The organism is Streptomyces sp. NPDC057743 (genome assembly GCF_042798755.1).
In the GTDB taxonomy this organism is placed as follows: domain Bacteria; phylum Actinomycetota; class Actinomycetes; order Streptomycetales; family Streptomycetaceae; genus Streptomyces.
Genome location: NZ_JBHVJX010000037.1, coordinates 1 through 12,621 on the forward strand (window position 1 = coordinate 1; position 12,621 = coordinate 12,621).

A 12,621-nucleotide genomic window follows, 5' to 3' on the forward strand; every position below is an offset into this window, starting at 1 on the left:
AGGCGGACGTCGAGCACCGCCACGTCGGGTCGCAGCGCCGGTCCCCGAGCCAGCGCGTGGTCCGCCGTCCCGGCGTCCCCCACCACCTCGATGTCGGGCTCGGCATCGAGCAGATCCTGCACACCGCGCCGGACCACCTCGTGGTCGTCGACGAGGAACACCCGGATCGCCCGCCGAGGCGGGATCGGGGTCGTCTCGCTCATCACGCGCCCTCCTCCTTCCGCACCGACCCCCTGATCCATCGTGGCCCCACCCGAACCACCATGCCAGGGCCGAACGGTCCCGGCCTGGTCATTCCGGGCGCGCTGTGGCGCCCGTTCCGGGACCGTTCGGCCCTCTCCGGCCACGGTCCGGCGGTGGGACGCTCGGTGCAGCAGCGGAAGGGGGTCATGATGCCTCTGCCGAAGCCTCACCCGCCGTGGCGGCACGTCCCGTTGCGCCGGGGCACGGACGTGTTGCAGTCCTGGATGACTCTGCTCGCCGGGCTCCTGATCCTCGTGGGGGCCCCGATCGTCGGGGTGGTGGCCGGCCTGGCGACCACTACGGCGGCGGACCACCAGCACGCCGCGTGGCGTCGTTCCTCCGCCGTGGTGGTCCAGCAACCCTCCGTTCCCGTCGGCATCGAGACCGGGACGGGAAGCGCCGGCGGCCAGGTGTTCGCAAAGGTCCGGTGGGTGGCTCGGGGTCACACCCCGCGGACGGGCGAGACGGCCGTGGCGCCCGGCGCGCGGGTCGGTGACCGGGCGCCGGTGTGGCTGGATCGGCACGGAGCGCTCGTACGGGACCCCGGATCCCCGACCGACACCATGGCGATGGGCACCGTGGTCGGCATCGCGGCCGGGTGCGGCGCCGGGCTGCTGATCTTCAGCGTGGACAAGATCGGCGTCTGCGTACTGGACCGCAGGCGCTCCGCCCAATGGGAGCGGGAGTGGGAAACGCTGGACGCGCAATGGCGGCACCATCGTCAGTGAGCGACTGCAGTGCGTTCCTCCGTCGCCGGGCCGGTGTGGGCGTCGAACGCCACGTCCACCACGCCCTCCACCGCCCGTACCAGGCGGGCCGCGACCGACGACAGCGCGCTGTCGCGGATCGGCCCGTGAAGCGTCACCACGCCGTCCTCGACGGTCACTTGGACCCTTTCGCGGGGGTTGGTGAACAGCCGGTCGACGATCTCGGTCCGCACCTCCGCCGCCAACTCCTCGTCGGAGCGCAGGAAGACCTTCAGAAGATCCACGCGGCTGACGATGCCCTGCAGCATCCCGTGGTCGTCGACCACGGGCAGCCGCTTGACCGACTTATGCGCCATCGTCCGCGCCGCCTGGGCAAGAGTGTCGCCGGGGTGCGCCGTCAACGCCGGCGTACTCATCAGCTCCCCCGCCGTCAGACCGCCCGCCTTCCGCAGGGCGTCCAACCGGTCCCGCTGCTCCAACCGGTCCGGCTCCAGCGTCCGGAACTCCTCCTTCGGCAGCAGATCGGCCTCGGAGACCACACCGATCACCCGCCCCTCCCCCGCCAGCACCGGCAGGGCACTGACCTTCCACTGCTCCATGGTCTCGACGACCTCCTTGAAGCGCGCCGCCTCCCCGACGGCCACCACCGTCTGCGTCATCACGTCGCTGACCTTGTGCGGACCGTGCGTCATGATCGTTCCTCCTCCCTGCGACTGCCTGGTGCCGGGGCCCGGCACCTTCAGCGTGCGCCCGCCCACCCCCTCCGGTCAGGGGCCGTCCGGCCCTTCCACCCACCGGCCACCGGGGCACCCGTCCGCCACGGCCGGTTCGTTGGGCCGATCGGCCCGCATACGGGTCCAGCGACCCCTCCCCTGGGCCGCGCACGTCCCGCAGCGTGAAGGTGACCGCACGCCCTTGCCCTTGGAGGCAGCCATGACACGACCCGTGGTCGTCGGTGTGGACGGCTCGCCCGCGGGTCTGGCGGCCGCGGACTGGGGTGCCCGGGAAGCCCTGCTGCGGGACCTGCCACTGCGCCTGGTCCACGCCTGGGAGTGGCAACCCGGCGACCACGACCCGTCCGCCTCCGTGGAGGGCGCCCGCCTCTGGTCGGAGGGTGTTGCCCAGAAGGTGACCGAGCAACTGCGGCGCCGCTACCCGGACCTCGACGTCTGGGCGACCCGCATCATCGGCCCGCCTCGGGACGTGTTGTGCCGCGCCGCGAAGGACGCCGAGGTACTGGTGATCGGCACGGTGAGCGCGGGCCGGCTCGCCGGATTCCTGCTCGGCTCGGTGGCCACGGCCGTCGTCGCCCGCGCCGCGGCCCCCGTGGTCCTCGTGCGCGCCGGTGCCCAGGAGGGCGAGGCGGCTTCCGAGTCGGGCGCGGAACCGCCCGCTCCCCGTCCGCCCGCTCGCGCGGACGCCCCCGTGGTTCTCGGGCTGGACCTCAGCCACCCCGGCGACGCGGTGATCACGTTCGCCTTCCAGGCCGCGGCGGTGCGCGCCGCGCCCCTGGTGGTCGTGCACGGTTGGAACCCGCTCCCGTACTCCGTCTACGGGCTCGGCGCGAGGCTGACGTTCGGCGCCGACCTCGGCGCCAAGAGGCGGGAATCCGTCAGCCGGACTCTGCAACCGTGGCGAGAGAGGTACCCGGGCGTGGAGGTGTCGACGCAGGCCGTCGTCGGCGAACCCGCACGGCATCTGCTCGACGCCGCCGCCCGTGCCGCGCTCGTCGTCCTCGGCCGGCACCGCCGCACGAAGCTCCCCTCTCCCCCTCATATCGGGCACATCACCCACGCCGTGCTGCACCACTGCCCCGCCCCGGTCGCCGTCGTCCCGCACGGTTGACGCGGTGCGGAGTATTCGGCCCGGCGGCAGGCACCACCCAGGAAGCGGCTCCGCACCGCCCGGTCGTCGCGTGGTCGAGCGGCGCGCGCTGTCAGGTATCGGGCCAGCCTGCGCCCGGCCGGATCGGTCACACGGGGCCGTCCGGCCCTATCGCGACCCTTCACTCGGGAATTACCTGGAATCAGCTGGCACCAGCCGGAACCAGGCGGTAGACGCCCGCGCCGCCGCACGAGAGGAAGCGGTCTCGATGCTTTTCCAAAAAGGTGACCACGTGCGGTTCTCGCCGCACCCCGACGTGTCGGAAAAGACCGAGCGCGGAACCGTCGTCGAGGTGGCGACGGGCCGCAAGGGAGAGTCGCACTACGAAGTGCGCCGCGACGCGGACCCCTCCGGACCCGACTTCTTCTTCGGGGAGAACGACATCGAGAAGGGCTGACGGGGCAGGATCGGCGCGAGTACGGCGCAGGCGGCGCCCGCGGGGCCTCGACGGCTTCGCCTGGCGCCTGTGACGCGGCTCCGGTTCCCTACCGTGCCAGGAGTTTGGTCGCGGTCGCGTCGTCCAGCACCAGAGTTGTCAGGAGGCCGCCGCGCAGGGCCGCGTGCAGCCCGGGGAGCTTGTGTTCGCCGGAGACCACGCAGATCCGGGTGCGCACCTGACGCAGGGCGGACAGGTCGGGGCCGCTGGCGCGGCCGTTGAGGGCGATGCCCTCGTGGGAGCCGTCGGCGCGGAAGAACACCGTGGCGATGTCGCCGGCCACCCCCTCCTCGCGCAGTTCGCGCAGCTCGGCATCGTCGAGATAGCCGGCGCGGTAGAGGTGGCTGGGTACCTCCCCGGTGGCCGCTCCGATGCCGAACAGGGCGACGTCGGCGCCGAGTTGGAGGTCGCGGATGCGCCGGATGGAACGTTCCCGCCACAGTGCGCTTTTGGTGTCGGCGTAGTCGAAGAACGCCGGGACGGGGAACTGCTCGACGGGCGCGGCGTAGTTGCGGCCGAAGCGGGCGAGGATCTCGCTGACGTACCCCAGGCCGGTCGCCCGGGTCAGCCCCGCGCCGTTGAGCTGGACGATCCGTGCGTGGTGGGTGGGCTTGGGCAGCAGGTGGCGGCTGATCGCCTCGATCGTCGTGCCCCAGGCGACGGCGAGCACCATGCCGGAACCGAACCGTCCGTCGAGCACCTGGGCGGCGACCTTCGCGGTCCTCTCCAGGCGTTCCAGTTCGCTGGCGGTGTCGGGGACGGGTACCACATGTGCGCTCACCCCGAACCTCTCGCCGATGCGTCGTTCCAGCCCCGGCACATGCTCGTCCGGCGGGTGCAAGCGGAACTCGATCAGGCCGGACGAGCGCGCGTAGCTGATCAGTCGGGACACCGTCGAGCGGGAGGTGCGCATCTCCCGCGCGATGGCTTGCATCGTCATGCCCTGGAGGTAGTGCATCTGCACCGCGCGTACGGCGTCGTCCACTTTGGCCTCGTCCACGTTGTCCCAGCGTAGCTGCACGATCGTGCATGGTCGCACGGTGCTTCTTCAGAAGGTCCGGGAAATCGGCGTGCACGATGGTGCACCGGCTTGTCGTGCGCGGCCGGTGCGGCGGACTGTTGAGGAAGAAGGCCCGACAGGCGAAGAGCTTGGAGCGATCATGAAGACTGCCGCGCTGTGGTGTCCCCCGATGCCAACGCCGAGGCGTTGCGGGAGATGGCCGACACCGCTGCGGGGCGTTGGTTGGACGTGCTGGTCATCGAGCAAGCCGCGAGGAGGGGACCATGACTGAAGACCGCTGCGAGGCAGCCCGACCCGACGACCCGGTCCGCTGCGTCGGCCCCCACGACGCAGTGACGATCATCGACGCCCGAAACCACGCCGTTAACGGATGCGAGCCCCACGCCGCCCGGCTGCTGGCCGCCCTGGACGATGCTCTGCTCATCCCCGGCAGCGTCGCCGACGCCCCGCTGCGTGTGCGCAGGACCTCCGAGGCCCTCCGCCCCTTCCCGTGGCTGACCCACATCCAGCACCAGCACGTCCAGCACCACCACGCCTAACTCCGCTCACGCCCCGCTGCGTTGGCCCGCAGCACGGCGCCCAGGCTGCAGCCCTCCGTGGGCGGCGACCGCGTAAGCCCCCAGGCCCGGGGGCGTCGACTCAGGACGCCTGCGGCGTCTGCCGCTCACCCACCGGCGAGGGGCGGTCCCACGGCCACCTCCAACCCGCTTCTCGTAGGGCGGTGGCCCGCTGGAGCAGGGCGTCGATCCGCGTGGCCGCTTCGGTCGGCTCCCAGTACTGAGGGGACGCGGTCGTCTGTTCAGGGTGCTTGCGGTACAAGACACTCGGCTCGGCTATGAACTCGCCCGGTGCCACCGCCTCCGCGGCGAGGAGCAGGGCAACCGTCTCGGCTCCGGACAGTGCCTGCCAACCACCGAGCGCCAGCACCAGACGACGGTGCGCGGCGAACGTGGTTGCCTGAACGGACAGGCGTCCCTCCTGCACCTCGCGGTAGAGGCGATGGGGTTCCAAGGGGCCGTCCGCAGGGTCAAACGGCCCCGGTGCCGTGCTCCCGTCCGCAAGGAGGTCGACGCAGGCGGATACGCACCACGGAACACGTTCCAGGGCCTCGATGTCCCGTTCCAGCGCCCCCGGCAGCAGGACGTCGTCCGCGTCCAACGTCCGAACCAGCTCTCCGGTCGCGCGGGAGAGCGCGTGTGTACGGGTCACCGCGATGCGCGCCCGTAGCCCGGTCCCGAACGTGATCCTGGGGTCGCGGGGCAGGCTCTTCGCGGGGATGCCCGAGGTGCCGTCCTCCTGCACGCACCACTGCCACTCCCAGTCACCCGGGAGCTTCTGTTCGCGCAGGGATGCATAGGTGTCACCGATGAAGTGGTGACCGCCTTCGTGTACGGCGGTGATGACGCTGATGGTTCGCATGGGGACGAGTCCTACCGGTGAAGGATGGGGCCGCCCGTGATCATGACATGAACCCGCTGGCGATCACGCAAGGAGGTCGACGGCCGAACCGCATGACCCCGCCGGGCACCTACGCGTACGCAGGCGAGTTGAGCTACGCCACGTCCGAATTCGCTCCCGGCAAGCCTGGGTTCAGGCGGTAGACGTCATGAACGCAAACCCCCTCGGCGTCGGCAGGGCCGCTGTAGGCGCAGGCAGGGGCAGGGTCGTCACGGGTTTGGTCGTCTTTCCCTGCCGGGCTGGTGGCGCAGCCCTGTCCACCACCACCGGAGTGCGGGCGCCTCGATGGGACGGGTCAGGTCGTGGCCGTTGAGACGGTCGGTGGGGGACGTGTGGAGGGTCAGCGCGAGTGCGGGGCGGCTGGCGCGATAGCGGTGTGTGCGGTCGATGCTCCAGTGGAGGTTGCCGGGGATGAGGTGGTCCATGGAGCTTACGTAGCGGAGGACGGCTGCGTGGGAGGTGCCGTCGTTGACGTTGAAGGGGTTGTTTTCGCGGTGGCGGAGGTAGCACCACATGGCGCGGTTGCGGAGGTGGATCGCTTCGATGACTGCCTTACGTGGGCTGATCCCCAGGTGGTGAGCCAGAACTGCCACCAGGTTGATCCGCTCAAGGTTGCCCTCGGTCTCTACCAGGTAGGAGCAGATGTCGTTGTCCCAGCTCAAGATGGTGCCCAGCAGGTCGGCCACGGTGCGGACGTAGGGGTGGTCGAGGTGGTCGTCGGGGACGGCGAAGCCTTCGGCGAGTTCGATGAGCGCCGCGCCGGAGTTGGGGGCTCCGGCGTCGAGGGGCCGAAGCACGGCGAACTCGTCGAAGGATGGGACGGTGTTGGTGGCCCTGTAGATGCAGGCCCAGGTCACACCGGTGCAGAATGCCCGGTTGAGCTCAATCCAGCGCCGCCACACAGTGGTTGGGGCTGACTGGATGAAGCGGCGCCGGATGTCCGTGAGCGCCTCCGCGAAGGGATCGTCTTCCGGGATCGGGCTCTCCGGAGCGTCCAGCAGGCGCTGCAGGCCGAATTGCCGGTTGGCGGCTGCTACGAGATCACGGGCGGCGAGGTCTTCGATCAGGTCATCGAAGACGAACTGCCAGCAGTAGAGGTCGGAGATGATCTCCAACGCCTGCCGGGTGCCGTGCGGGAAGAAGGCGGAGGCCAGTGCTCCGACGTCGGCCTTCTCAAGACGTGCCGCCAGCCTGCTGTCGGTGAAGCAGGGCTGGGTGCGCATCCAGGCGAGAGAGTGCGCGTTGATCAATGCGGCTTCAGGATGGACCGCTTGAGGGATGGGACAGTAGACGGCGGGTAAACCGGTGCGGCCGTTGGGACCCTCGGGGCTGTGGATCTCCGAGGTGACGGGTGCCCAAGTTACGTTGGTACGAGGGGTGTTGGGGGTCATGCCAACCTCCAGGTGTCCTGTCCCGCCAAGGTGCGCGAGTGGTCGCGGACGGTGCATTCGCCCACGTCACGAAGCGGGAATGCCTCGCCCAGGAGCAGCGCGAAGGTGCTCAGTTGGCGCCGGAGCCGTTCATGGTTCCTGGCGATGCTGGCACTCGCTCGACATGTGGCCATCGGCCCCGGCACGGGCCTTGCTATCAAGGAACTCCTCCAGCACTGCATCGACTTGCCGACTTAGCTCCGGCACGTCGGGCCGGAGCACATTCACCGGCGCACCGGTCACGACGGGCTCCCCAGACGGGCAGCGGCAGGCCCGCAGCTCACCAGCCGCGGGCAACGCGCAGCTTCCAGGAGAGCAGGTACACCGCCGACGCGGAAGCTGATTCCGTCGCCGGGTGCGTGAACGCGTTGAAAGGCTGCGCCCAAACGCGCGCGGAGCGACAGACAAGAAGAGCTGACCCGGCGCCAACATACGCGCCGGGCTGGCGATCCATCACCACGCCAATCGGCCCGTGCCGCCATGCAAGACCTTCAACACCTTCAACACCTCGGCGCGGCAAGGCCGTTCCGACGTTCGTCGCAGCGCTGCTCTACTGGATCTCGCCGATCCCCGCCTTCGGGATTCCTGTAATCCATGCAGAGAGGGCCGCCATGGACGACACGACAGCCCCTCATCAGCTCCTGGTTCCGGGAGAGTCACTGCATTTCCCTGCACTAGCGTGCTCCACCACGGCGAAGGTGAACCCGGACTACCCCACGATCTATGAGCACAACGCCGCCTGGGTACGGGCGTTCCTGCCCTTTTCCAACTCCGAGGCGCTTGGTCGCATGCTGGCTCACCGCTATCCACTGTGGGAGTCCATGGTGTATCCCGTGGGCCTGCCAGAAAGGGTTGCGCACTCCTCCTGCGTCACCTCGCTCATGTTCGAGGTGGACGACGTAGCCCTGCTCCAACGCGGCTTGTTCGACGACATCGATGCCGACTGGGAGAGTAACCAACACCCTTACGGGCGTGCCTTCCACGATATCTGGTCCACCTTGTGCCGACGCATGCCCGAGCAAGTCTACCGACGGTACCGCGAAGGCTGGCAGAACTGGTTCGCCGGGGCACAGCAGGAGAACGAGTTCCGTGCTGCCGGGCACGTCCCGAGCATCGAGACCTATCTTGAGGTGCGCCGCAGCAGCGTTGGGCTACGCCCGTACCTCACCTGCCTCGAATACGTCCTGGACCTGGATCTCACCCGGGATCTGGAACAGGACGAGGAACTCGCTGTGGTCAAGGAGTTGGCAGTGGAGCACGCCATGCTGGTCAACGACGTCTACTCGGCCCGCTGGGAGTGCTTCAACGGCGACTACTTCAACGTGGTGGCGGTACTTATGCGCGCCCACGGCACGCCCCTCCAAGAGGCGGTCGACGAGTTGGCGACCATGGCCGACAGGGCCGACGCCAGGCTGACGGACGCCTCCGCCGCCCTGCGTCGACGCCATGCGTCAGCGGGCCCGAAAGGGCGGGAGATCAGCTCCTATCTGGACGGCATCGGCTGGCTCTGCGCCGGGAACTACCGGTGGTCGTGCGAGACCTCGCGCTATAACGGACCCGGTTACGGCTGGAACGGGCTACGCGACGGCGTTGTGACCCTCCACCCCGAGCGCACCATCATTGACGCGAGTCAGGCACCCAACCGCTGACACCAGGGCGAGCTCGTCTCAACCACCGCGTCGCTGCTGCGCGCCGAGGCCGGTTCAAGCCCTCAGCGACAGACCTGGCCGGGGTGGCCGTCGAACTCGCCACGTGCGGCGGCGAGTTCCGCACCGCTTGGTCTGGGCACAGCGGGCAGACTCCGCACCGGCCACAGGTCCTCCCACACTCCAGACCGCGGCGAGTGCCCACTGCTGGTAATCGTGGCCACGGTCAACGGCGCCGCCCTGGGCGGACTGTTCTGGCTCAGTGGTCGGTGAAGATCTCTTTGGCCTCACGCAGGGCGTAGTAGACCAGGACGTATCCGGCGGCCGGGTCCGCCCACCACCAGCCGGCGGCGGTGTTCAGCAGCAGCCCGACCAGCACGGCGGCGGCGAGCAGGCCGTCGATGAGCGTGACACGGCCCTCGGTCTTGAGGACGGGGTTGTCCAGTGCGGCGCCGGTGCGGGTTTTGCCCCAGGCCAGGGCGAACATCACGGCTGCGGTGAGCGCGGTCCAGGCGATGCCCAGCGGGGAGTGGCGGGGGTGGAAGCCGGTAGCGAGCACGAGGGTGGATTGCACGAGGAGGTAGACGGCCAGCAGCGCGAAGCCGACGCCGATCAGCTTCAGGGCCCGGCGCTGGCGGTCCTCGCCGGTGCCCGAAAGCTCCCACAGGACCACGGTCGAGGCCCCGATCTCGATCAGGGAGTCCAGGCCGAACCCGGCCAGCGCCACCGAGCGGGCCGGGATCGCGGCGAGGGTCAGCACCACGATGCCGATCACGTTCCAACCGAGGGTGGCGTATTCAAGGGCGAAACCGCGCCGCAGCAAGGCGGTACGGCCGGTGGCGGGCAAGGGGGACATGTTCGGTGAACCTCGTGTGAGGGTGGTCAGCCGAGGGGCCGGCGGATGCGGCGGGAGGGGGTGAAGGCGTACAGGTCCAGCACGCCGGGCGGATCGGCCAAGCCGGGGCCGCCGGCCTTCACCCAGGCAGTGATGTCGCGGGCGGCGTCGGGGTCGTTGACCAGGCCCAGCCACACGGGGCGCCCGCCTGCCCGGCGACCGTCGGCGGAAGGTTGGACGACGATCACGTTGGCGCGCTCGCAGGCATCCAGGCAATCGGTGACCCGCACAGGGGCCACCGCGGCCAACGAGTCGCGCAGGCCCGTGAGTTGGGCGGTGTGGTCGAGGCCGGGGACTTTGGGGGTGCCGCAGCAGCAGCCCCGGCAGACGGTGACCGCGCAGCGAGCCGCCCCGCCGGGGCGGGGGCGACCTTGCGGTGGGTGCGGCGGCTCACTGGCCGTTCCCGGTGCGGGCGCGGCGCCAGGCGGCGTCGGCCAGCAGGCGCAGGCCGTTGAGGCCGACGATGACCGTGGAGCCCTCGTGGCCTGCGACACCGAGCGGCAGCGGCAGGGTGCCGGCCAGGTCCCAGATCACCAGGCCGGTGATGAAGGTCCCGGCGATGACCAGGTTCTGCACCACCAGACGACGGGCCTGACGGGACAGGGCCACGACGGTGGGAATGGTGCCGAGTTCGTCGCGGACGACGACGGCGTCGGCGGTCTCCAGGGCGAGGTCGGAGCCGGCACGGCCCATGGCGATGCCGGTGTGCGCGGCGGCCAGCGCCGGGGCGTCGTTGACACCGTCGCCGACGACGAGCACCCTGCGCCCGGCCTGCTCCAGCTCCTGGACGGCGGTGACCTTGTCCTGGGGCAGGAGACCCGCGCAGACGTCGGTGATGCCGACCTCCTCCGCCAGGCTGGCGGCCGCGCGTGGGTTGTCGCCGGTGACCAGCACCGGCGCGGCTCCGGTCAAAGCGGTCAGCGCGCTGACGGTGGTGGCGGCCTCCTCGCGCAGCCGGTCGGCGATGCCCAGCACGCCGACCGGGGTGCCCTCCACCTCGACCAGGACGGCGGTACGGCCCTCGTCCTCCAGGGCGGCGGCAACCGCGGCGGCCGGGTGTTGGCGGCCGTTCAGCAGCCGGACGGGGCTGCCGACCGCGACGGCCTTGCCGTCGACGGTGGCCGTCACACCGCTACCGGGGGCGGAGGTGAAGTCCGCCACCACGGGCACGTCCAGGTCGCGGGCGCGGGCGGCGTCCACGACGGCGCGGGCCAGTGGGTGCTCGCTGGGGTGCTCGGCCGCCGCCGCGAGCCGCAGCAGCTCCCGCTCGCTCAGGCCGGAGGCGGCCAGCGGGCGGATGTCGGTCACCCGCGGGGTGCCCTCGGTGAGGGTGCCGGTCTTGTCCAGCGCCACCGCGTCGATCCGGCCTAGCTGTTCCATCACCACCGCGGACTTGACCAGCACGCCGTGGCGTCCGGCGTTGGCGATGGCGGACAGCAGCGGGGGCATCGTGGCCAGCACCACCGCGCACGGGGAGGCGACGATCATGAAGGTCATCGCCCGCAGCAGGGTCGGTTGCAGCGCGGCGCCGAAGAGCAGCGGCAGGGCGAACAGGGCGATGGTCGCAGCGACCATGCCCAGGCTGTATCGCTGCTCGACCTTCTCGATGAACAGCTGGGTCGGGGCCTTGGTCTCCGATGCCTCCTCGACCATGGCCACGATGCGGGCGATCACCGAGTCCGACGGGTCGCGCTCGACCTTCACCCGCAGGGCACCGGTGCCGTTGAGGGTGCCGGCGAAGACCTCGTCCCCGGTCTCCTTGGCCACCGGGAGGGGTTCGCCGGTGATGGTGGCCTGGTCGATCTCGCTGGCGCCGTCCAGCACCCGGCCGTCTGCGCCGACCCGTTCCCCGGGCCGCACCAGAATGGTGTCGCCGACCTTCAGCTCGGAACTGGGCACGGACTCCTCGGCGCCGTCGTCCAGGAGGCGGGTGGCCGTGGTGGGGGCCAGGTCGAGCAGGCCGCGCACGGAGTCGGCGGTCCGGGCGGTGGCGATGGCCTCCAGGGCTCCGGAGGTGGCGAAGATGACGATCAACAGGGCGCCGTCCAGGACCTGTCCGATCGCCGCCGCGCCGAGTGCCGCGACGACCATCAACAGGTCCACGTCGAGGGTCTTCTCGCGCAGCGCCTGAAGCCCGGCCCAGCCGGGCTCCCACCCGCCGGTGGCGTAGGTGAGCGCGAACAGCGGGCCCCAGGCCCACGCCGGGGCGCCGAGCAGATACAGCGGCAGCGCGATCAGGAACAGCACCAGTGCGGCGGCCGCCCACCGGGCCTCGGGCAGGGCGAAGATCCGCGTGCGGCGCCGCGGCAGCACCGCGTCACGCACCACGTCGCCGGCTGGGGCCGGGCGGGACAAGGTGGAAGTCATGGCAAGAGAGGTCCTTCGCAGGCGAGGGCCGGAGGTCCAACCCGACCACGGTAACAGGAAAGAATGAACATCGATTCATGTATTCCTGGACGGGCGTACGATGACCGCATGGGTCATGGAGCTGTTGCCGCGAAGAACGCCGTCCCGCGCAAGCGTCTGGACGCGGCCCAGGCTGCCCGCGTGGCCACCACGCTCCAGGCCCTGGCCACCCCCTCCCGGCTCCTGATCCTCGCCCGCCTGCGCGAAGGGCCGCTCCCTGCCACGGAGTTGGCCACCGAGGTCGGCATGGAACAGTCAGCCTGCTCCCACCAGCTCCGCCTGCTGCGCAACCTCGGCCTGGTCACCGGCACCCGCCAGGGCCGCTCCGTCGTCTACGCCCTCTACGACAACCACGTCGCCGAACTCCTCGACCAGGCCCTCTACCACGTCGAACACCTGCAACTCGGCCTCACCGACAGCCCTGCAGAGCCCGAGCGGGCGACCGCCCCGTAGCGCCCTGGGGGTTCCCCGGGAGCCGCGTGCCCGAACGGCCTC

At 70.5% G+C, this 12,621-nt stretch carries 14 protein-coding genes; 6 read left to right on the forward strand and 8 right to left on the reverse strand.

The features are described from left to right. A partial coding sequence (locus ACFVFQ_RS31315; RefSeq protein ID WP_383422521.1) for a response regulator transcription factor occupies window positions 1-203 on the reverse strand: 203 nt, incomplete at its 3' end. Window positions 204-392: 189 nt separating this feature from the next. Between ACFVFQ_RS31315 and ACFVFQ_RS31320 the strand changes: the two genes are divergently transcribed. Further along, window positions 393-971 carry a hypothetical protein gene (locus tag ACFVFQ_RS31320; RefSeq protein WP_383422523.1) on the forward strand — a complete coding sequence of 193 codons (579 nt, stop codon included), beginning with the start codon at window positions 393-395 and terminating at the stop codon, window positions 969-971. On the opposite strand, the gene ACFVFQ_RS31325 is transcribed toward ACFVFQ_RS31320, so the two are convergent. Next, window positions 965-1,642: a CBS domain-containing protein gene (locus tag ACFVFQ_RS31325; RefSeq protein WP_383422525.1), complete on the reverse strand. Its 678-nt coding sequence runs from the start codon at window positions 1,640-1,642 to the stop codon at window positions 965-967. The genes ACFVFQ_RS31320 and ACFVFQ_RS31325 overlap by 7 nt on opposite strands. 241 nt (window positions 1,643-1,883) lie before the next feature. Here ACFVFQ_RS31325 and ACFVFQ_RS31330 point away from each other — a divergent pair, with 241 nt between their 5' ends. Together ACFVFQ_RS31330 and ACFVFQ_RS31335 are read left to right on the forward strand one after the other, a co-directional pair. Then, complete coding sequence (locus tag ACFVFQ_RS31330; RefSeq protein ID WP_383422527.1) at window positions 1,884-2,795, forward strand: universal stress protein; 912 nt, start codon at window positions 1,884-1,886, stop codon at window positions 2,793-2,795. 271 nt (window positions 2,796-3,066) lie between these two features. Next, window positions 3,067-3,231: a hypothetical protein gene (locus tag ACFVFQ_RS31335; protein WP_383422529.1), complete on the forward strand. Its 165-nt coding sequence runs from the start codon at window positions 3,067-3,069 to the stop codon at window positions 3,229-3,231. Between the two features lie 88 nt (window positions 3,232-3,319). On the opposite strand, the gene ACFVFQ_RS31340 is transcribed toward ACFVFQ_RS31335, so the two are convergent. Continuing rightward, complete coding sequence (locus tag ACFVFQ_RS31340) at window positions 3,320-4,291, reverse strand: sugar-binding transcriptional regulator (RefSeq protein ID WP_383422531.1); 972 nt, start codon at window positions 4,289-4,291, stop codon at window positions 3,320-3,322. Between the two features lie 263 nt (window positions 4,292-4,554). Between ACFVFQ_RS31340 and ACFVFQ_RS31345 the strand changes: the two genes are divergently transcribed. Next, entirely contained in the window at window positions 4,555-4,830 is a 276-nt protein-coding gene (locus ACFVFQ_RS31345) for a hypothetical protein (protein WP_383422533.1), read from the forward strand. Window positions 4,831-4,930: 100 nt separating this feature from the next. On the opposite strand, the gene ACFVFQ_RS31350 is transcribed toward ACFVFQ_RS31345, so the two are convergent. Together ACFVFQ_RS31350 and ACFVFQ_RS31355 are read right to left on the reverse strand one after the other, a co-directional pair. Next, window positions 4,931-5,710 carry a glycosyltransferase family 2 protein gene (locus ACFVFQ_RS31350; RefSeq protein ID WP_383422535.1) on the reverse strand — a complete coding sequence of 260 codons (780 nt, stop codon included), beginning with the start codon at window positions 5,708-5,710 and terminating at the stop codon, window positions 4,931-4,933. Between the two features lie 248 nt (window positions 5,711-5,958). Continuing rightward, on the reverse strand, window positions 5,959-6,972 hold the full coding sequence (locus ACFVFQ_RS31355) for a hypothetical protein (RefSeq protein ID WP_383422537.1): 1,014 nt from the start codon (window positions 6,970-6,972) through the stop codon (window positions 5,959-5,961). An 818-nt stretch (window positions 6,973-7,790) separates the two neighbouring features. Here ACFVFQ_RS31355 and ACFVFQ_RS31360 point away from each other — a divergent pair. Continuing rightward, window positions 7,791-8,828 (forward strand): terpene synthase family protein, encoded by a 1,038-nt coding sequence (locus tag ACFVFQ_RS31360; protein ID WP_383422540.1) that lies wholly within the window; start codon window positions 7,791-7,793, stop codon window positions 8,826-8,828. A gap of 256 nt (window positions 8,829-9,084) precedes the next feature. On the opposite strand, the gene ACFVFQ_RS31365 is transcribed toward ACFVFQ_RS31360, so the two are convergent. From ACFVFQ_RS31365 to ACFVFQ_RS31375, 3 genes are read right to left on the reverse strand one after another with little or no spacing between them, the layout of a single operon-like run. Then, window positions 9,085-9,681: a cation transporter gene (locus ACFVFQ_RS31365; RefSeq protein ID WP_383422542.1), complete on the reverse strand. Its 597-nt coding sequence runs from the start codon at window positions 9,679-9,681 to the stop codon at window positions 9,085-9,087. Between the two features lie 26 nt (window positions 9,682-9,707). Next, window positions 9,708-10,214 (reverse strand): (2Fe-2S) ferredoxin domain-containing protein, encoded by a 507-nt coding sequence (locus tag ACFVFQ_RS31370; RefSeq protein WP_383422544.1) that lies wholly within the window; start codon window positions 10,212-10,214, stop codon window positions 9,708-9,710. Continuing rightward, window positions 10,111-12,087 carry a heavy metal translocating P-type ATPase gene (locus ACFVFQ_RS31375; protein ID WP_383422546.1) on the reverse strand — a complete coding sequence of 659 codons (1,977 nt, stop codon included), beginning with the start codon at window positions 12,085-12,087 and terminating at the stop codon, window positions 10,111-10,113. Before ACFVFQ_RS31375 ends, ACFVFQ_RS31370 begins: the two co-directional genes overlap by 104 nt. A 108-nt stretch (window positions 12,088-12,195) precedes the next feature. On the opposite strand from ACFVFQ_RS31375, the gene ACFVFQ_RS31380 reads away from it, so the two are divergent. Beyond that, a complete protein-coding gene (locus tag ACFVFQ_RS31380) occupies window positions 12,196-12,579 on the forward strand; it encodes an ArsR/SmtB family transcription factor (protein WP_383422548.1) in 384 nt (127 codons plus the stop codon). The last annotated feature ends 42 nt before the right edge of the window (window positions 12,580-12,621 follow it).